A 20,077-nucleotide genomic window follows, 5' to 3' on the forward strand; every position below is an offset into this window, starting at 1 on the left:
ACAGGCTCGCTGGGCTCAGCGCAACTGAAAGCGCCTGACCACTTCGGCCAGCGTTTCCGCCTGGCCCTTGAGGTGCTCTGCCGCTGCAGCGGACTCTTCAACCAGGGCCGCGTTCTGCTGCGTCATCTGATCGAGCTTGCCCACCGCCTGGCTGACGAGGCCGATGCCATCGGATTCCTGGTCGGCTGCCTGGGTGATCTCGCGGATGATCTGCGTCACGCGCTCGACACCCTCGACGATGCCCTGCATGGACGTGCCCGCTTCTTGCACCAGCTTGGAGCCCACTTCCACGCGTTCGGTCGACGAGCCGATCAGGCCCTTGATCTCGCGCGCGGCGTTGGCGCTGCGCTGAGCCAGCGAGCGCACCTCGCCGGCCACGACGGCAAAGCCTCGACCTTGTTCACCGGCACGTGCAGCTTCCACCGCAGCGTTCAAGGCCAGGATGTTGGTCTGGAAAGCGATGCCATCGATCACGCCGATGATCTCGTTGATCTTGCGCGAGGCAGCGTCGATCTCGCTCATGTTTCGCACCACCTGCTGCATCACCTCACCGCCCTGGCGCGCGGCCTGGGTGGCGCTGGCCGCCAGGTCGTTGGCCGAACGGGCCGACTCGGCCGTGTGCCTCACCGTGCTGGTGAGCTGGTCCATGGAGGACGCGGTTTCCTGGAGGCTCGAGGCCGTGTGCTCGGTGCGCTGGCTGAGATCCTGGTTGCCCGCAGCGATCTCCGTGGAGGCGGTCTCGATCATCTGCGCGGCCTGTTGAACCACTGTCATCGATGACGAGAGCTCGGCGACCATGCGTTGCAGACCTTCCATCAGCTGGCCGATCTCATCTTGCGTGCGAGCAGACAAGTCGGTGTCAAAGCGCCCGGACGCCACCGCATTCGATGCATCGACCGCCCGCCCCAGATCAGAGATCACCTGGCTCTGCAAGCGCCATGCATAGACCAGCGCGCCGACACCAGCCAGAACACCCATCAGCGACAGGATCAGGCTGTTGCGCAAAGCCGCAGCTTCGAGATCGAGCACGGCCTCGTCGGCCGCACCTCGCACCTGTGCTTCGAGCTGATCAAGGCTGACCTTGACCGCCTTGAAATCGGCGTCTGCGGTCTGCAGGGCAGCGATGCCGGTGTTGGGGTCGATGGTGGACAGGTCAATGGCCGCATCGGCGGACTTGGCGTACTTGTTCAGCGCCTGATCAAACTGCTGGTAAGCAGGTGACGAACGAACCGCCTCGGGCACGCTGGTTTCCACACCCTTGCGGACCTGCTCTGCCGCTTTGGGCAGGGCGTCGCGCCGAGCTTTGACCTGGGCATCGTCGAGCGATCCGATGATCGTGACGGTTCGGTACATGTCGACGTGCGCATCCCCCAGCGAGTCCACCACGCCCGCGATGCTGACCTGCCGGGTGATGGCGTCCTCATAACTGACGTGGCTTTGATCGCGAAAATGGGCCATCACGGCCAGGTAGCCGCCCAAGGCCAGCAGCAGCACGCCACTGACCAGGGCTGGCGCCACCATCAACTTGGCGCGAAGTTTCATGGGTCATCCTTCGGACCCACCGGGTCCGCATCCTGGACCGAATCAGTTCACTTGTAGATGCCGCCGCAGAGCACGGTGTCCTCGAGCTTTTCGCAGTACATCTGCTTGGGCTCGATCTTCTTGGTCTCGGGGTTGGTGAACTTGTAGTCCTGCCAGAAGGTGCCTTGGGACTTGGCCATGTCGACGCGCTCCTTGACGAAGAGCTTGCCGTCGATGTCCTTCAACTCGATCAGGTTCTTGCCGATCATCTTGGCGTTGGCGCCGTGGGCGTGCACGGTGCCGTCCAGGCCATAGACCACCAGGTACAGGTCTTCCTTGCGCCAACTGGCGTTGGCCTTGTCGCTGAACTCGGCATACGCCTTGTCCTTGCCGGCCGACTTCACGTGGGCCACGCCCTTTTTGACCATGCCCACGGCATCGTCCTTGGTGGCGCCACCATCGGCGGCCAGGGCAGCATTGGAAAGACCTGCGGCGGCGACCACGGCGGCGACCATCCACTTGATGTGCTTTTTCATCTCGCGTTCCTCAACAAGGTTGGTGTCGAAGCCGCTGGCAACTGCCCGGCTCCAACAAGATCGCCTGTCTCTGCTCAACTGCTTCAGTCGATCAGGCACATGTCCTGGCTCATCAACATGCTCTCGATGTCCAGGAGGATGACCATGCGCTCGCCGATCTGGGCCAGCCCACGGATGTAGGTGGCGTCGATGGCCGAGTTCATCTCCGGTGCCGGACGGACCGCATCGGAGGGGATCTCCATCACGTCGCTGACCGAGTCGACCACGGCACCGATGGTGCGCTGGCCGATGTGCAGCACGATGGAGACCGTGAAGGCGTTGTACTCGACCGTGGCGCAGCCAAAGCGCAGGCGCAGGTCGACGATCGGCACGATCGTGCCGCGCAGGTTCAGCACCCCCTTGAGGAAGTGCGGTGCGTTGGCGATGCGGGTCGGGTTCTCGTAGCCGCGGATTTCCTGCACCTTCAGGATGTCGATGCCGTACTCCTCGTCACCGAGGCGGAAGGTCAGGTACTCGCGCGCCAGTTCGGTCTGCACGTCCAGTTTTTCCATCATGCCCATGCTGTTCTCCTTGTGCCCTGCGTGTGCCCGGCGTCAGTGACGCGAGCGGCGCACCAGGCTGCCGACGTCGAGGATCAGCGCCACGCGACCATCGCCCATGATGGTGGCGCCCGATACATCGCTGACCTTGCGGTAGTTGGATTCGAGGTTCTTGACCACGACCTGTTGCTGGCCCAGCAGTTCGTCGACCAGCAGGGCCACTCGGCCACCTTCTGCTTCGACGACCACCATGATCCCGCTGTTGTGCTCCCAGTCGAATCGAGGCACCTGGAAGACCTTTTCCAGCTCGATGACCGGCATGTACTCCTCGCGCACCTCGACCACGCGACCCGAGCCGCCGACGGTCTTGATGACGTCCTGGTTGACCTGGAAGCTCTCGACCACCGAGGACAGCGGCAGGATGTAGACCTCTTCGCCCACCCCCACGCTCATGCCGTCCATGATGGCCAGGGTCAGTGGCAGGCGAACCGCCACGCGCATGCCGTAGCCTTCGGCCGAGTCGATCTCGACCGTGCCACCCAGCGAGGTGATGTTCTTCTTGACCACGTCCATGCCGACACCGCGGCCGGAGACGTCGGTCACTTCGTCGGCCGTGGAGAAGCCCGGCGCGAAGATGAGGTTCCAGACCTCGGCGTCGGTCATCGTGTCAGGTGCATCGATGCCCTTCTCACGGGCCTTCTTGATCAGCTTGTCGCGGTTCAGGCCACGGCCGTCGTCGCGCACTTCGATGACGATGGAGCCGCCCTGGTGCGAGGCGGCCAAGGTGATGGTGCCGACTTCCGGCTTGCCCTTGGCCAGGCGGTCTGCCGGCATTTCGACGCCGTGGTCGCAGGAGTTGCGCACCAGGTGGGTCAGCGGGTCGGTGATCTTCTCGACCAGGCCCTTGTCCAGCTCGGTCGCCTCACCCTGGGTGACCAGCTCGACCTTCTTGCCCAGCTTGTTGGCCAGGTCGCGCAGCATGCGAGGGAAGCGGCTGAACACCGTCGACATCGGAATCATCCGGATCGACATCACGGCTTCTTGCAGGTCGCGGGTGTTGCGGTCCAGGTCGGTCAGGCCCGAGACCAGTTGCTGGTAGACGACCGGGTCGAGACCGCGGCTGTTCTGGGCCAGCATGGCCTGGGTGATCACGAGTTCGCCCACCAGGTTGATGAGCTGGTCGACCTTCTCGACCGACACGCGGATGGTCGAAGTTTCGGGGCCGGCAGCGGGCTTTTCAACCTTGGCAGCGGGCTTGGCTGCAGCGGCCACGGGTTTGAGCTGCGGCGCCTCGGCGGCAGCAACCGGTGCAGGCTTGTCGGGCGAGCCGGGGGCGTTGTCAAAGAATCCGTAACCCTCTGGTGCCTTGGGCGCTTCAGGGGCATCGAAGAATCCATAACCGGCGTCGGCAGCAGGCTGAGCGGTCTCGCCCATTGCCAGGAATGCCACCTGCTCACGGGCCACATGGAACGTGAACAGGTCCAGCAGTTCGGACTCGGGCGTGCGGGTGATGACCTTGAAGCGGCGCACGCCCACGAGCATGGCGTCATCCGGCAGAGGCTCGATGGTGCCAAGGTCGACGATTTCCTTGAACAGATCAACCAAGTTGTCGGCTTGAGATGGGTTGTCCAGGGGGCCCACACGCAGCTCGACGGTGCGCTGGCCATCGGGCGCAGCAGCAGCGACGGCGATGGGAGCAGGCGTGGCGGCGGGCTGAGCAGGCGCGGGCTTCTGAGCCGCAACGGCGACCACCGGCGCATCGCCAGCGACCATGGCGCGGATGTTGACCAGCAGCTCAGATGTGTCGATGGCATCGGCACCTGAGCCCTGATGACGACCCAGCATGGCCTTGAGCGCATCGCCCGACTGCAGCAGCACGTCGACCATCGGCGCCGTGGGCGTCAGCTCGTGGCGACGCAGCTTGTCCAGCAGCGTCTCCATCTGGTGCGTCAGCTCGGCCACGTCGCTGAAACCAAACGTCGCGGCGCCACCCTTGATGGAGTGCGCGCAGCGGAAGATGGCGTTGAGCTCCTCGTCGTCGGCGGACTCGATGTCGAGCTCCAGCAGGAGCTGCTCCATGTTCTCCAGGTTCTCACCGGCTTCTTCAAAGAAGACCTGGTAGAACTGGCTGAGGTCGATGCCCGCGGATGACGTGCTGTTGTCGGTGCTCGTGTCTGCCATGTCTGGCTCCAGATGTGTAACGGGTGGGCCGATTCGCTCGGTCGGTCAGGCGCTCAGCGGATGACCTTCTGGATCACTTCGATCAGCTTGTTCGGGTCGAACGGCTTGACCAGCCAGCCCGTTGCGCCTGCAGCGCGGCCAGCCTGCTTCATCTGATCGCTCGACTCCGTGGTCAGGATCAGGATGGGGGTGCTCTTGAACTGGGGCGACTCACGCAGCTTCTTGGTCAGGCTGATGCCATCCATGCGGGGCATGTTCTGGTCGGTGAGCACCAGGTCGAAGCTGCGTCCACCCGCTTTCTCCCAGGCGTCCTGGCCGTCCACGGCCTCGATGACGTTGTAGCCCGCGCTCTTGAGCGTGAAGGAGACCATTTGACGCATGGATGCGGAATCGTCGACGGCAAGAATCGAGTGCATGGCGCGCTCCGTTGCTGGATGAGTGTGATCAGGAGGGAATCGGTGTGTTGAAACCTGTCAACGGCATGGTTGTTTTCGGCAGGTGGTAAGTCATTCTTTAGAACAACTCCACCGAGCCGGCATCCATTTCGTCCTGGGTGACAGGGTTGGGCTTGAGCGGGCCTTCTTCGACCACGGCAGCCCCGTCCGGGTCGTCGTCGCCCAAGGCATCCCGGGCGATCTGGTCGGCGCAGCTGCGCAGGCGTTTGTTCGTGTGGGCGATCAGCTGGGTGGCCATGTCCTGGAACTGCAGGGCCGTGACGGCCTTGTACAGGGTCTGGCGAACCTCGTGCAGGTGCGGCGTGATCTCGTGCCCCTGGTCGATGACCGTGCCGAGCTGGCCTGCCGAGGTGTGAAAGCCCTCCATCAGGGCCTGGCAGGCGTCGTCCAGCAAGCGCTGCAGGCGCTCCAGGTCGTTGGTGGCCGTCATCATGTGATCCTGCAGCTCCGCCGCCAGCAGCAGAGGCATCTCTGGCGGCCGGTCCGTGCCGGGGTCTTCGTAGCTCATCGTGGCTCCACTCAACCGGATTGGGGGGCGGTCATGCTCAAGTCATGACCGGACACATGGGGTTCTCGGCAGGTTTTCGCAGATCCTTAGGCCTTTGCATAATCGGACCTTGCGCTTTAGCCGGTTGGTACAATTTTTTCCACTTCTCGCCGGTCGGTGTTCAAAATGACGCGGGAAAACTTGGCTCAAATCGAAGGATCGGAAACGCACCTGTGCCAGAGTTCTCACACTCGCCCACACCGAATCCCCCGGTAAATGGGGCTGGCACGGGCTTGCCGCCCGTTCGCTTGAAGGTTCTGCACCTCGAAGACAACGAAGGCGACCACGCCCTGGTGACCGCCCACCTTCGCCGAGGCGGCATCGAGGCCGACATCACCCGGGTCGAGACCGAGCGGGCCCTCATCGAGGCGCTGGCGGAGGACTGGGACCTGATCCTGTCCGACTACAACCTGCCTGGCTACTCCGGCCTGGCGGCGCTCGACAAGGTGCGCGCTCTGGGCAAACTCGTGCCATTCATCCTGGTTTCGGGCGAAATCGGCGAGGACATCGCCGTCCAGGCCATGCGCAATGGCGCCAACGACTACCTGCTCAAAAGCAACCTCGCCCGCCTGGCCCCGGCCGCCCTGCTGGCCATCGAAGCCAACCGCACCCGCATCGCCAAGCAGCGCGCCGACCACGCGCTGACCCGCTCGCGCCAGCAGTTGCGTGAGCTCGCCCAGCACTTGCAGACCAGCATCGAACAAGAACGCGCCGCCATCGCCCGCGAGATCCACGACGACGTCGGTGGGGCCCTGACGGCTGTGAAATTCGACCTGGCCTGGATCGCTCGCCACGCCCCGACGCCCGAGATCGCAGACAGGGTGCAACAGGCGCTGGAGTCCATCGGTCACGCCCACGAGGCCAGCCAGCGCATCATGCACAACCTGCGCCCGGCCATCCTGGAGCAGGGTTTGGTGGCCGCCCTGCAGTGGATGACCGACCGCTTCGGCAAGCGCACCGGCATCGAAACCACCTTCCGCACCAGCCACGAAAAGATGCAGCTGGCCATCGGCGTGCCCCTGGTGGCCTACCGTTTCGCCCAGGAGGCGCTGACGAATGTCTCCAAACACGCACAGGCCAGCAAGGTCAGCGTCGATGTCTCGCAGGCCGGGGGCGTGTTGTCCATCGAAGTGACCGACAATGGCCGAGGCCTGAGCCCGGAGGACCTGGCCAAGGCGCGCTCCTTCGGGATCCGCGGCCTGCACGAACGCGCCGAGACGGTGGGCGGCTGGGTCGACCTCAGCAGCAAACCCGGCGTGACCTCGTTGATCCTGTCCGTGCCGCTCTCCGGCCCTGAAAACGGTTTCATCGATCGACTGCTGCCCGCACTGGATGGTGACGCAGCGATCGCTGACCCCGACCGAGACGACCCGACCGCCTGGGGCAACCTATGATCAAAGTCATCCTCTGTGACGACCACGCGCTGATCCGACGCGGCATCCGCGACACCCTGGCCGACGCCGAAGACATCGACGTCGTGGGCGAAGCCGCCGACTACGGCGAGCTGCGCGCCCTCTTTCGCGACCAAAGCTGCGACGTGCTGGTGCTGGACATCAACCTGCCCGGCCGCAGCGGCCTGGACGTGCTGCACGTGCTCAAGGAAGAAGGCAACCCGGTCAAGGTGCTGGTGGTCTCCATGTACCCCGAAGACCAGTACGCCATGCGGGCCCTGAAAGCGGGCGCCAGCGGTTACCTCAACAAGGGCAGCGACGCCGCCCAGATCGTCGCCGCCGTGCGCACCGTCTCGCAGGGCAAGAAATATGTCACGCCCGAGATGGCGCAGATGCTGGTCGACAACCTGACCACCCCCGCCCAGGAAGACGCCCACCAGAAGCTCTCGGACCGCGAACTGCAGACGCTGGTGATGATCGCCTCGGGCAAGCGCCTGTCCGACATCGCCGAGCAGCTGCTGCTCAGCCCCAAGACGGTGAGCGTCTACCGCGCCCGCGTGCTGGAAAAGCTGGCCCTGACCAACAACTCCGAGCTGACGGTCTACGCCATCCGCAACGGGCTGGTCTGAGCGCTCATTTCCCCCTGATTTGGTGGTTCAGGGGCACGCCCTCCCCGCCGAAAACCCTTTCGGACAAGGGATGATCGCGACCCATGAACATCAAGCGCTCGCAGCAGTCGGCCTTTGACGCGGCCAAATGGATGACGGGGTCGAGCTACATCGTCTTCGTCACCGGCTTCGTCAACAGCATCTTCATCACCCGGGGGCTGGGCCCGGAGGCCTACGGCGTCTACTCCTACCTGATCTGGATGGTGAGCACGGCCGTGAGCCTGGCCGGTGGGGGCCTGAACGTCACGGCCATCCGCTTCATCGCCGAGGCTGTGGGGCGCGGTGACGTCGAGCAGGGCCATGCCATCTTCCTGCGACTGCGCAAGGTGCTGTGGCTGGCGTTGGCCGGCATGGGGGCCCTTTTGCTGGCCACGGCCTTCTTGCCCGCCGTGTACCCGGTGGAGGTGTCTCAGCGGCTGGTGCTGCACCTGGTGTTCGTGGTGCTGTGCGCCGTGTTGCGCGCCCTGTACATGTTCGAGGTCTCTGCCTCCAAGGGCTACTCGGTCTTTCACACCGAGGCCATCACCACCACGCTGATCAGCCTGGGCACCACGGCCACGACCTTCACGCTGTTCATGACCAAGCAGGGACTGGATGCCTACCTGTTGCTGTTCCTGGCGGCAGCGGCCTTGCACCCGGTGATCGCCCACGTGCTGATGCGCCGCGCCGGCCTGCGCCCCTCGGACGGCCCGCTGCCCGACGACATCAAGGCCAAGCTCAACGAAGGCGTGCGCTGGAACACCTCGCTGACGCTGGTGGGCATGCTGTCGTCCAAGTCGATGGACACCTACCTGCTGGGCCTGAGCGCGATGACGACTTACGTCGGCTTCTACAACATCGCTGGCGCGCTGTCCAAGAGCGGCATGGACCTGCTGACCAACGGCTTCTCGTCGATGCTGCTGCCGTTCATCTCGCGAGCCCAGGGGGAAGGTGGGCGCGAAAAGGTGCAGGAGATCTTCTCGGTCTCGGTGCGTTTCTACCAGTTCATGGGTGTGCTGGTGGCCGCAGGCGGCTGGCTGATGTCCGAGCTGATCGTGCACACGCTGTACGGCCATGCCTACGACGAGGTCATCCCCGCCCTGCAGACCATGGCCATCGTCGGCGGGCTGACGACGTCCTCGGCCTCCTACTCGGCCGTGTTCATCGCCACCGACAACCACCAGGCCCGCCTGCGCTTCATCTTTGCAGGCGCCGGCATCTCGGTGGCCACAGCCTTCCTGTTCATCCCCTGGCTGGGCTACACGGGCGCGCTGCTGTCCAACGCCGTGGGCAACATCCTCTATGTGGCGATGGTGGGCACGGTGGCGCATCGCAGCCTGGGCATCCGCTTCCCGGTGCGCAACGTGGCGCTGCAGCTGCTGGCCGCCTTGATGGCGCTGGGCGTGGTCGAGCTGGCGCTGCATGACCCGAGTTCGATCTGGCGCACGCTGGTGTCCACCGTGCTGTTCGGCGTGCTCTTCCTGATCCTGACCCTGAACATCGGGGCCTGGGAGAAAAACGACCTGGACATGCTGCGCAAGAACTCCAAGGCCCTGGGGCGCGTCATCGACGCGCTTCAGTGGCGTCGATGAAACCCGCGCAGTCCCTCGCCGACGCCCCATCACCCAGGCCACCATGAACCAGCCCGCCTCGACGCCAGACCGCTTTGACGCCTCGCCACCGTTGGCCAGTGGCCGTTGCCTGATCGTCACTGCCCTGCCCCTGGACGACCTTCAAGCCAGCCGCCACGGCATCTACCAGCGCCTGCGGATGCTGATGACGGCCATGGCTGGAACCGGCTTGATGCTGGACGTTGTGTGCTCGCAAGGCAACCGGGTGGAAGGGCATGACTCGGCGGCCCTGGCGCGCGTGTCAGACGGCATCCGCGAGCACTGGGGCCTGCAGGCGCGCGTGCTCGGGCTGACCCGCTCGGTCAAAGACGTGCACACGCCCTACATCGTTCAACAGCTGCTGGGCTGCGTGTCGCAACGCTGGTCGCCCGGCATGCGCGCAGCGGTGGCCGGGGGCCAGCTCGAGGTGCTGCAACGCGCCCTCGATGAAAAGCCCGTGCTGGTGCTGGCGCATCGGCTGCGCAGCATGGCCTTGCTCTGTGCCTGCCAGGGGCTGCCGACAGCGGTGTTCGACATGGACGACATCGAGCACGTGGTGCACCAGCGCCGCATGGGCCTGGGCCAGAGCACACGCGAGCGTTGGCTGTCGCGCGCCGAGTTGCCCGCCCTGGCACGCCTGGAGCGTCAGGCCGTGCGGCGCGCCTGGAAAACGCTGGTGTGCGCCCGTGACGATGCGCAACTGCTGGCCGACTTCTGCGACGTGCCGACCGAACGGGTCACCGTGGTGCCGAACGGCCTGCCTTTGCCGCCGCAGGGCTCACAGGGCACGGTGAGCTCGCAGGCTCCGAACCTGTCCATGCCCGCTGCCCAGGCGCCCATCCTGCTGATGGTCGGCATCTACTCCTACGAGCCGAACGGCGAAGGCGCGCGTCACTTCATCGAGCACACCTGGCCTCTGGTGCGCCAGGCCCGGCCCGATGCCGAGGTCTGGTTCGCAGGCGCCAGCCCGCAGGCCATCGGCGAGGCTTCTCGCATGCCCGAGGGCGTCAAGCTGCTGGGCTTTGTGGACGACATCGAAGCGGTGTACGCGCAAGCCAGCGTGGTGATCTGCCCCATCCTCACGGGCGGAGGCACGCGAGTCAAGCTGATCGAAGCGGCGTTGCGCGGCAAGCCCATCGTGTCGACGACGCTGGGCGCCGAGGGCCTTGGCTTCACCGATGGGCAACAGGCGCTGCTGCGTGACAGCCCGTCGGCCATGGCCGAGGGCTGCCTGGAGCTGCTGGCGGCCCCACAACGAGCGGCGCAACTGGGCGAAGCGGCTCGCGCCTACGCCCAGCAACACTACGACCGCGATCGCATCGCCGAGGCGCTGGCCGCTCAGTGCCGTCGGAAGCTGGCCCCCGGCTGAGGCAGCGGCCAGCGCCCTTCCTTGCTCAGTCTTCGAGCAACGAGCGCAGCATCCAGGCGGCCTTCTCGTGCACGTCCAGGCGCTGGGTCAGCAGGTCGGCAGAAGGCTCGTCGGAGGCTTCATCGACCAAGGGGTACAAGGAGCGAGCGGTGCGTGCCACGGCTTCGTGCCCGGCCACCAGGATGCGGATCATCTCCTTGGACTTGGGCGGCTCGCTGGGCGCATCGGGCAGCGAACTGAGCTTGGCGTAGTCAGCGAACGAGCCCTTGGCCGTGAAGCCCAGTGCGCGAACGCGCTCGGCGATCGGGTCCACCGCGTTCCACAACTCCGTGTACTGGTCCATGAACATGGTGTGCAGGGTGTTGAACATCGGTCCCGTCACGTTCCAATGGAAGTTGTGCGTGGTCAGGTACAGCGTGAAGGTGTCGGCCAGCAGGCCATTGAGGCCCTTGGCGATGGCAGCGCGGTGGCCGGCGGAAATGCCGATGTCAATGGCCTGGCCTTTGGGCACCGGCTTGGCCGCAGCCTTGGTGGCGGACTTGGCGGCAGGTTTCTTGTCGGTCTTGGCCATGGATCAATCTCCTGAGCAGACAAAATTGAATGGATGTTCTGACTGTAGCAAGGGTCCGTGACGCTTGACACCCAGCCTGCACAAACCCGACACAAGCGCTTCTATCGAACGCTTGTCCAGAATCTATCGCGACACCAGTCCTGCACCACCGGCCAGGGCAGCAGGGTGTGGGCTCACTCGATCGGCGTCAGCTTGGCCACACTCAACATCAGCCACTTGGTGCCGTGTCGCCCGAAGTTGACCTGCACGCGGGCCTCGGAGCCATTGCCCTCGAGCGTGAGCACCACGCCTTCACCGAACTTGTTGTGGAAGACGCCCTGCCCCACGCGCAAGCCACCCGCCGTTTTGGCTTCGGCCATGGCCTTGGGGATGGGCGCGGTGAGGTCCTTGAAGTTGTCTTCTGCGCGGCGCGCCCCGGCCCACGATGGCGGCGTGTTGCTGCGCCAGGGTTGCGCCCCGGCCCCCACCATCGAGCCCATGCCCTTGCCGCTCGACCACGCGTCCTGGTAGGACTTGGCGAAACCCGAGCCGAAGCCCTGGTTGCGCGGCGTCAGCCACTTGAGTGCGCCCTCGGGCAGCTCGTCGAGGAATCGGCTCTTGACGTTGTAGCGGGTCTGGCCGTGCAGCATGCGCGTCTGGCTGAAGCTGATGCACAGGCGGCGGCGCGCACGGGTGATGGCCACGTACATCAAGCGGCGCTCTTCTTCGAGGCCATCCGTGTCGGACATCGAGTTTTCGTGGGGGAACAGGCCTTCCTCAAGTCCCGTGAGGAAGACGTGCACGAACTCCAGGCCCTTGGCGGCGTGGATGGTCATGAGCTGCACCGCGTCCTGGCCGGCCTGGGCCTGGTTGTCGCCGGCCTCGAGCGAGGCGTGCGTGAGGAAGGCCAGCAGTGGCGAGATGATCTCGCCGGTCTCGGCGTCGGGCAAGGTGTCGACCTGGGCAACGGCGGCTGGCAGACCTGCTGCGATGGTGCCGGCCGACTCGTCCACCGGCAGGGCCACGGCGTCCTTGCCGAAGCCTTCCTGCGTCACGAAGGCCTCGGCGGCGTTGACCAACTCGTCCAGGTTCTCCAGCCGGTCCTGGCCTTCCTTCTCGTTGCGATAGAAGTCGCGCAGGCCCGAGGTGTCCAGCACGTGCTCGATGATCTGGCGCAGCGTCAGGCCGCGCGTGGCCTCGCGCATGGCGTCGACCAGGGCCACGAAGCCCTGCAGGTTGGCGCCGGCCTTGCCCGGCACCGCCGTCACGCTTTGCGCCAGGCTGCGGCCGCTGGCTTGCGCCGCATCCTGCAGCTGCTCGATGCTGCGCGCGCCGATGCCGCGGGCCGGGAAGTTCACCACGCGCAGGAAGCTGGTGTCGTCGTTGGGGTTCTCGATCAGGCGCAGGTAGGCCAGCGCGTGCTTGACCTCGGCGCGCTCGAAAAAGCGCAGGCCGCCATACACCTTGTACGGCAGCCCGGCGTTGAACAGCGCCGACTCGATCACCCGCGACTGCGCGTTGCTGCGGTAGAGGATGGCCACCTCGTGCAAGGGCTCCTCGCCGCGACGGATCTGCTTGATCTCGTCGATCAGCCATTGCGCCTCCGCGAAGTCGCTGGCGGCCTCGTGCACGCGGATGGGCTCACCCTGGCCTTCGTCGGTGCGCAGGTTCTTGCCCAGTCGCTTGCTGTTCTGTGCGATCAGCGTGTTGGCCGCATCGAGGATGTGGCCGTGGCTGCGGTAGTTCTGCTCCAGCTTGATGACGCGCGGCACGCGGAACTCGCGCTCGAAGTCGGACATGTTGCCGACCTGCGCGCCCCGGAAGGCATAGATGCTCTGGTCGTCGTCGCCAACGGCGAAGACGCTGTTGCCCGTCACATCCGGGTCGCCCGCGAACATCTTGAGCCACAGGTACTGCAATCGGTTGGTGTCCTGAAACTCGTCGACCAGGATATGCTTGAAGCGGCGCTGATAGTGCTCGCGGATCTCGGGGTGGTCGCGCAGCAGCTCATACGTGCGCAGCATGAGCTCGGCGAAGTCGACCACGCCTTCGCGCTGGCACTGGTCTTCATAGGCCTGGTAGACGGCCAGCTGCATGCGGCCGAGCTCGTCGCGGGGTTGCAGGTCTTGCGGGCGCTTGCCGTCTTCCTTGCAGTTGGCGATGAACCAGGTGGTCTGCTTGGGCACGCACTTTTCTTCGTCGAACTTCAGCGCCTTGATCACGCGCTTGACGGCCGAGAGCTGGTCCGACGTGTCCAGGATCTGGAAGGCCTGCGGCAGACCGGCCGCCTTGGCGTGCGCGCGCAGGAAGCGGTTGCACAGCCCGTGGAAGGTGCCGATCCACATCATGCGGGTGTTGACCGGCAGCATGGCCGACAGGCGCGCCTGCATCTCCTTGGCGGCCTTGTTGGTGAAGGTCACGGCCATGATGCCGGCCGGCGAGGCCTGCCCCGTCTGCATCAGCCAGGCGATGCGGGTGGTCAGCACGCGCGTCTTGCCCGAGCCGGCGCCGGCCAGGATCAGCGACGGGCCTGGCGGGGCGGTCACGGCGGCCAGTTGCTCGGGGTTGAGGCCAGCCAGCAACGGCGAGGACTCGGCGGGAGACGGGGTCGGAAAGCTCATCCCCGGATTGTAGGGACCCCGGCGTTGACGCCGGCTGCAGGGGACACTAGCCTGCTTGGGTCACACCTGCGTGCTGCCCCACCTCCAACCCGACGCAACCTTGCCTCATGACGCCCCTCAAACTCCTGGCCGCATCGCTGGCCGGCCTGGCCCTCGTGACCGCCGTGAACGCCGGCCCGCTGCTCGAGAAGCTGCGCGAGCGCCGCCAGGCCCAGGCATCGGGTGCGACGGAACCAGGCGCCAGCCATGTCCCCACGACGCCAGGCACCCACCGACTCACGCTCACCTGGCGCGGCGAGACCCGCCAATGGATGCTGCATGTGCCGCACAACTTCCAGTCGGGTCGGCCCACGGCTGTTGTCTACTTCTTCCACGGAGGCGGTGGCAACATGGAACACGGCTCAGATGACCGCCTCTATGGGCAGATCGGTGCATCAGACCGCCTGGGCCACCTGGTCGTCTTCCCCAACGGCCACGGCCGACTGAAGTCCGGCAAGCTCGCCACCTGGAACGCCGGCAACTGTTGCGGCGCCGCGCGCGATGACCAGGTCGACGACGTCGGCTTCGTGCGCGCCATCCACGCCGAGCTGGGCAAGCGGTTCCAGGTCGACCCCAGGCAGGTGTTCGCCGCCGGCATGTCCAACGGCGCCATGATGTCCTACCGCCTGGCGTGCGAAGCCAGCGACCTGTTCACCGCCATCACCGCCGTCGCGGGCACCGACAACACCCGCACTTGCCAGCCAAGCCGCCCGGTGTCGGTGCTGCACATCCACGCGAAGGACGACGAGCGGGTGCTCTTCAACGGTGGCGCCGGCAAGGCCTCCCAGCAAGTGACCGACTTCACGTCCGTGGCCGACTCGGTGGCGCGCTGGGTGACCCACGACGCGTGCCAGGCCACGCCCCGCACGGTGCCGACGCAAGCTGGCGCGAGCTGCACCGAGCACGATGGCTGCCAGGGTGGCGCCCGCGTGAAGCTGTGTGTGACCGACACAGGTGGGCACTCCTGGCCGGGCGGTCAGAAGGCCCGAGGCGGGCGAGGCAGCACGGCCTTGTCGGCCACCGACGAGATGACCCGATTCTTTTTCGGCCGCTGAGCCGAAAACCACCGGCTCAGTCGAGCCGGAAGGTCTCGCGGTAATCGGGCACCCGGGCCGACCAGCCCAATTGCTCCTGGATGCGCAGGCGCAGCGTGTCGGCGGCATGGGGCTCGCCATGGGTCACGAACACCTGCCGGGGCGCCTCGCCCAGGACTTTGAGCCAGCTCAGCAGGCCGCTCTGGTCGGCGTGCGCCGACAGCCCCTCGATCTGCGCCACCTCGGCCCGGATCGACACGTATTCGCCAAACAGCTTGATCGACTTGGCGCCTGCGGCCAGGTCCGCACCACGCGTGCCCCCGGCCTGGAAGCCACTGAGCACGATGGTGTTGCGCGGGTGTGTGCCGAAGTTAGCGATGTGGTGCAGCACCCGCCCACCCGTCACCATGCCACTGCCCGCGATGACCACCATCGGGTAGCGCTGCCGCATCAGCGCCTTCGATTCATCCACGGAGCTGACAAAGCGCGTCATGTGGCGGATGCCCTCACACTCGTCGTCGCTGAGCCGGTGCAGGTGGTTGTGGCGCTCGTACAGGCCCGTGGCCTTGATGCCCATGGGGCTGTCCAGCACCACCGGCAAGTCCGGGATGGCACCGGCCTGCTTGAGCCGGTAAAGCCCGTACAACAGGCTTTGCGTGCGCCCCACCGCGAACGCGGGCACGATCACGACCCCGCCTCGGGCTGCCGTGCGTCGCACGATGTCGCCCAGTTGCTCGATCGGGTCTTGCTCCATGTGATGGCGATCGCCGTAGGTCGACTCGATCACCACCCAGTCGGCCCGCTGACCGGCTTGAGGAGGCAACATGACCAGGTCATCGTCGCGCCCCAGGTCACCTGAAAACAGCACGCTGCGCTCGCCGTTTCCAACGCGGATGCTGCTGGCACCCAGGATGTGACCTGCGGGCGTGAACTCGATCTGAGCGCCGCCCAGGTCGAGCCGACCATCCGAGCCCACGCGTTGCAGGTGCTGGATGGCTCGGTGCGCATCGTCCACCGTGTAGAGCGGCTCGGCAGGCTGGTGCTTGGTCTTGCCGTGGCGGTTGCGGTAGCGGGCCTCCTCCTCCTGAAGGTGCGCCGTGTCAAGCAACAGGACCTCGGCGAGCTCGGCCGTCGCGGCCGTGGTCCAGATGCGTCCCTTGAACCCCGCCTTCATCAGCAAAGGCAAGGCCCCGCTGTGATCGATGTGGGCGTGGGTGAGCAGGACCGCATCCAGGCTGCGGACATCAAAAGGCAGCTCGGCCCAGTTGCGCTCTCGCAGGGTCTTGTAGCCCTGGAAAAGGCCACAGTCCACCAACAGGCGCTGGCTGCCAGCCTGGCTCGCCACGTCCACCAGGCTGCGCGAGCCTGTCACGGTGCCCGTCGCACCATAGAAAGTCAGATCGATCGGCATGTTTTCAACGATGGGGTCAATGCACCACCAGCAGCGGGACCTGGCTGTGGGCCAGCACGCTCTTGGTCAGGCTGCCGTGAATGAGGGCGTCCAGCCCATGGCGGCCATGGGTGGCCATCACGATGAGGTCGCAATGCTGCCTGTTCGCCATGTCGACGATGGCCTGCTGCACGTCATCGGTGATCATGAACTGCCCGTCGAACGTCACCCCGGCGGCTTTGGCCCGGCCCGCGAAGTCAAGCAGCACCTCTCGGGCATGGGCCTCGCAACGCTTCTCGTGATCCTGGAAGGTCGCCACGTCATAGGCCACGGCGGCCTGCTCCACCACCAGCACCGGCAGCGGCGGCTCGGCGGTGAAGCCCGTGATCGACGCCCCCAGCATCTTGGCCAGCCCAATGGCGTGGGCCATGGCCTTGTGCGACAACTCACTGCCGTCCACCGGCACCAGCAAATGCTCGTACATGATCGCCTCCAGCAAAAGGTGAAACTCGGCTCATCGTAGGCGCAGCGGAGCAAGCCGCCAAGCCGCCGCCCCACCCCGTTCGGCGGCAATCACCGCCACACTTGACTCACATCATGTTTTGGACCCGCGGGTCGGCGTCCGCGCCACGCGCAGGAATTCGCCTGACAAGGTCCGCAGCAACCTAAAATCGAGGTTTGGCCTGCGCGCGGGCTGGCCCCTTGCCCTGCGCAGCGGCCAACCACCGCCCACAGCCGCACCACTTTCCGCCGCCGAGCCCCGCTCGGCCAGCCGCTCACACCATGACCGAACTCGCCAAATCCTTCGAACCCGGCCCCATCGAGGCCCAGCACGGCCCCCTGTGGGAGCAACGCGGCCTGTACAAGCCCACCCTCGACGCGGCCAAGCCCTCGTTCTGCATCCAGCTGCCCCCGCCCAACGTGACGGGCACGCTGCACATGGGCCACGCCTTCAACCAGACCATCATGGACTCGTTGACGCGCTACCACCGCATGCTGGGCCACAACACGCTGTGGATTCCAGGCACCGACCACGCCGGCATCGCCACGCAGATCGTGGTGGAACGCCAGCTGCAGGAAAAAGGCCAGTCGCGCCATGACCTCGGCCGTGAAGCCTTCGTCGCCAAGGTCTGGGAGTGGAAAGAAAAGTCCGGCTCCACCATCACCCAGCAGATGCGCCGCATGGGCGACTCGGTGAGCTGGGAACACGAGTATTTCACCATGGACGACAAGCTCTCCAAGGTCGTGGTGGAGACCTTCGTTCGCCTGCACGAAGAAGGCCTGATCTACCGCGGCAAGCGCCTGGTGAGCTGGGACCCGATCCTCAAGTCCGCCGTCTCTGACCTGGAAGTCGAGAGCGAGGAAGAAGACGGCTCGATGTGGCACATCCGTTACCCCGTCGAGGGTTCGGACGCCAGCCTGGTCGTGGCCACCACCCGCCCCGAAACCCTGCTGGGCGACACGGCAGTCATGGTGCACCCCGAAGACGAGCGCTACACGGCGCTCATCGGCAAGCAGGTGCGCCTGCCGATCACCGGCCGCCTGGTGCCCGTGATCGCCGACGAGCACGTCGACAAAGAATTTGGCACTGGCGTCGTCAAGGTCACCCCGGCCCACGACACCAACGACTACCAGGTCGGCCTTCGCCACGGCCTGCCCATGTTGACCATCTTCGACCTCGAAGCCAAGGTCAGCGCCCACGAGGCCACCGACATCCCCGCCGAGTACGTCGGCCTGGACCGCTTCGTGGCCCGCAAGCAGATCGTCGCCAAACTCGAAGCCGACGGCCAGCTGGTCGAGGTCAAGAAGCACAAGCTGATGGTGCCGCGCTGCGCCCGCACCGGCCAGGTCATCGAGCCCATGCTGACCGACCAGTGGTTCGTGGCCATGACCAAGCCCGGCGCTGGCGGCAAAAGCATCGCCGAGCAAGCCATCGAAGCGGTGGATTCGGGCGACGTCAAGTTCGTGCCCGAAAACTGGGTCAACACCTACAACCAGTGGATGAACAACATCCAGGACTGGTGCATCAGCCGCCAGCTGTGGTGGGGCCACCAGATCCCGGCCTGGTACGGCAGCAACGGCGAGATCTTCGTCGCCCGCTCCGAGGCCGATGCGCGCGCCAAGGCCAGCGCCGCCGGCTACACCGGTGAGCTGACCCGTGACCCCGACGTGCTCGACACCTGGTACTCGTCCGCGCTGGTGCCCTTCTCCACCCTCGGCTGGCCCGAGCAGACGAAGGAGCTCGACCTCTTCCTGCCCTCGTCGGTGCTGGTCACCGGCTACGACATCATCTTCTTCTGGGTCGCCCGGATGATCATGATGACCAAGCACTTCACCGGCAAGGTGCCCTTCAAGCACGTCTACATCCACGGCCTGGTGCGCGACGCCCAAGGCAACAAAATGTCGAAGTCCGAAGGCAATGTGCTGGACCCGGTCGACCTGATCGACGGCATTGAGCTGGCCCCACTGCTCGACAAGCGCACCACCGGCCTGCGCAAGCCCGAGACCGCGCCCAAGGTGCGAAAGGCCACCGAGAAGGAGTTCCCCGAAGGCATCCCCGGCTACGGCGCCGACGCGCTGCGCTTCACCTTCGCCGCGCTGGCCAGCCTGGGCCGCGCCATCAACTTCGACTCCACGCGCTGCGAGGGCTACCGCAACTTCTGCAACAAGCTCTGGAACGCCACCAAGTTCGTGCTGATGAACACCGAAGGCCAGGACTGTGGCCTCAAGACGCACGAGCCTGGCGTGTGCGCCGCAGGTGGCTACCTTGACTTCAGCCCCGCTGACCGCTGGATCGTGTCCGAGCTGCAGCGCGTCGAAGCGGCGGTCGAACAAGGCTTCACCGACTTCCGCCTCGACAACGTCGCCAACGCCATCTACCAGTTCGTCTGGGACGAGTACTGCGACTGGTACATCGAAATCGCCAAGGCCCAGCTCAACGCTGCCAAGGCCGAGGGCAACGAGGCCAAGCAGCGCGCCACCCGCCGCACCCTGATCCGCGTGCTCGAAACCGTGCTGCGCCTGCTGCACCCCATCACGCCCTTCATCACCGAAGAGCTGTGGCAGGTGGTGGCACCGGTTGCCGGCCGCAAGCAGGCCGACAGCGACGAAACCCTGGTGACGGCAGCCTACCCCCGCGCCGATCTGGGCCGCGTCTGCACCGAGTCCGACGCCTGGGTCGCCAAGCTCAAGGCCATCGTGGGCACCACCCGCACCCTGCGCAGCGAGATGAACCTCTCGCCCGCCGAACGCATGCCCCTGCTGACCACGGGCGACGCCGAGTTCATCCGCCAGGCCGCACCCATCATCCAGGCCCTGGGCAAGCTCAGCGAGGTGCAGGTGCTCGACGAAGCGGCGTTTGCCGCCGCCACGCAAATGGCCCCGGTGGCCGTGCACGGCGAGGCCCGCCTGGCCCTGCACGTCGAGATCGACGTCGAGGCAGAAAAGGCCCGCCTGAGCAAGGAGATCACCCGCCTGCAAGGCGAGATCACCAAGGCCCAAGGCAAGCTGGGCAACGAAAGCTTCGTGGCCCGCGCGCCCGCAGCCGTGGTCGAGCAGGAAAAGCAACGCGTGGCCGACTTCAGCGCGACGGTGGAGCGCCTGCAAGGGCAACTGGTCCGACTGGGCTGATTCCGGGGCTTGGGGCG

16 protein-coding genes are annotated in these 20,077 nt (G+C 65.8%); 6 read left to right on the forward strand and 10 right to left on the reverse strand.

What is annotated here, in order from left to right; all coding sequences use genetic code 11:
- Positions 1–15: 15 nt before the first annotated feature.
- The 6 genes from ABG80_RS23970 to ABG80_RS12645 form a co-directional block, all read right to left on the reverse strand.
- Positions 16–1,542: a methyl-accepting chemotaxis protein gene (locus ABG80_RS23970; RefSeq protein ID WP_058087971.1), complete on the reverse strand. Its 1,527-nt coding sequence runs from the start codon at positions 1,540–1,542 to the stop codon at positions 16–18.
- Between the two features lie 47 nt (positions 1,543–1,589).
- Positions 1,590–2,057: a cache domain-containing protein gene (locus tag ABG80_RS12625; RefSeq protein WP_083506058.1), complete on the reverse strand. Its 468-nt coding sequence runs from the start codon at positions 2,055–2,057 to the stop codon at positions 1,590–1,592.
- An 83-nt stretch (positions 2,058–2,140) separates the two neighbouring features.
- Positions 2,141–2,617, reverse strand: a complete 477-nt coding sequence (locus ABG80_RS12630) for a chemotaxis protein CheW (RefSeq protein ID WP_058087972.1) — start codon at positions 2,615–2,617, stop codon at positions 2,141–2,143.
- A 33-nt stretch (positions 2,618–2,650) separates the two neighbouring features.
- Positions 2,651–4,777 carry a chemotaxis protein CheA gene (locus ABG80_RS12635; RefSeq protein ID WP_058087973.1) on the reverse strand — a complete coding sequence of 709 codons (2,127 nt, stop codon included), beginning with the start codon at positions 4,775–4,777 and terminating at the stop codon, positions 2,651–2,653.
- Positions 4,778–4,830: 53 nt separating this feature from the next.
- The gene (locus ABG80_RS12640; RefSeq protein WP_058087974.1) at positions 4,831–5,193 is read right to left on the reverse strand and encodes a response regulator; all 363 of its coding nucleotides are present in this window, start codon (positions 5,191–5,193) and stop codon (positions 4,831–4,833) included.
- Between the two features lie 97 nt (positions 5,194–5,290).
- On the reverse strand, positions 5,291–5,740 hold the full coding sequence (locus ABG80_RS12645; protein ID WP_058087975.1) for a hypothetical protein: 450 nt from the start codon (positions 5,738–5,740) through the stop codon (positions 5,291–5,293).
- A gap of 287 nt (positions 5,741–6,027) precedes the next feature.
- Here ABG80_RS12645 and ABG80_RS12650 point away from each other — a divergent pair, with 287 nt between their 5' ends.
- From ABG80_RS12650 to ABG80_RS12665, 4 genes are all read left to right on the forward strand, one after another.
- Positions 6,028–7,173, forward strand: a complete 1,146-nt coding sequence (locus tag ABG80_RS12650) for an ATP-binding response regulator (RefSeq protein WP_235513843.1) — start codon at positions 6,028–6,030, stop codon at positions 7,171–7,173.
- Complete coding sequence (locus ABG80_RS12655; protein WP_058087977.1) at positions 7,170–7,799, forward strand: response regulator; 630 nt, start codon at positions 7,170–7,172, stop codon at positions 7,797–7,799. The genes ABG80_RS12650 and ABG80_RS12655 overlap by 4 nt, the downstream gene beginning before the upstream one ends.
- An 83-nt stretch (positions 7,800–7,882) precedes the next feature.
- Positions 7,883–9,409 carry a lipopolysaccharide biosynthesis protein gene (locus ABG80_RS12660; RefSeq protein ID WP_058087978.1) on the forward strand — a complete coding sequence of 509 codons (1,527 nt, stop codon included), beginning with the start codon at positions 7,883–7,885 and terminating at the stop codon, positions 9,407–9,409.
- Positions 9,410–9,452: 43 nt separating this feature from the next.
- Positions 9,453–10,796, forward strand: a complete 1,344-nt coding sequence (locus ABG80_RS12665; RefSeq protein ID WP_058087979.1) for a glycosyltransferase family 4 protein — start codon at positions 9,453–9,455, stop codon at positions 10,794–10,796.
- Between the two features lie 25 nt (positions 10,797–10,821).
- Here ABG80_RS12665 and ABG80_RS12670 read toward each other — a convergent pair whose 3' ends face one another.
- On the reverse strand, positions 10,822–11,367 hold the full coding sequence (locus ABG80_RS12670) for a Dps family protein (RefSeq protein ID WP_058087980.1): 546 nt from the start codon (positions 11,365–11,367) through the stop codon (positions 10,822–10,824).
- A 173-nt stretch (positions 11,368–11,540) separates the two neighbouring features.
- On the reverse strand, positions 11,541–13,967 hold the full coding sequence (locus ABG80_RS12675) for a UvrD-helicase domain-containing protein (RefSeq protein ID WP_058087981.1): 2,427 nt from the start codon (positions 13,965–13,967) through the stop codon (positions 11,541–11,543).
- Between the two features lie 107 nt (positions 13,968–14,074).
- Between ABG80_RS12675 and ABG80_RS12680 the strand changes: the two genes are divergently transcribed.
- Positions 14,075–15,061 carry an alpha/beta hydrolase family esterase gene (locus ABG80_RS12680; protein WP_058087982.1) on the forward strand — a complete coding sequence of 329 codons (987 nt, stop codon included), beginning with the start codon at positions 14,075–14,077 and terminating at the stop codon, positions 15,059–15,061.
- Positions 15,062–15,077: 16 nt separating this feature from the next.
- Here ABG80_RS12680 and ABG80_RS12685 read toward each other — a convergent pair whose 3' ends face one another.
- Positions 15,078–16,445, reverse strand: coding sequence for an MBL fold metallo-hydrolase RNA specificity domain-containing protein (locus ABG80_RS12685; protein WP_058088182.1), 1,368 nt, complete (start codon positions 16,443–16,445; stop codon positions 15,078–15,080).
- A 22-nt stretch (positions 16,446–16,467) separates the two neighbouring features.
- Positions 16,468–16,914, reverse strand: coding sequence for a universal stress protein (locus ABG80_RS12690; RefSeq protein ID WP_058088183.1), 447 nt, complete (start codon positions 16,912–16,914; stop codon positions 16,468–16,470).
- A 299-nt stretch (positions 16,915–17,213) separates the two neighbouring features.
- Between ABG80_RS12690 and ABG80_RS12695 the strand changes: the two genes are divergently transcribed.
- Positions 17,214–20,060: a valine--tRNA ligase gene (locus tag ABG80_RS12695; RefSeq protein WP_058087983.1), complete on the forward strand. Its 2,847-nt coding sequence runs from the start codon at positions 17,214–17,216 to the stop codon at positions 20,058–20,060.
- Positions 20,061–20,077: the final 17 nt, after the last annotated feature.

Source organism: Aquabacterium parvum (assembly GCF_001447195.1).
In the GTDB taxonomy this organism is placed as follows: Bacteria; Pseudomonadota; Gammaproteobacteria; order Burkholderiales; family Burkholderiaceae_C; genus Aquabacterium; species Aquabacterium parvum.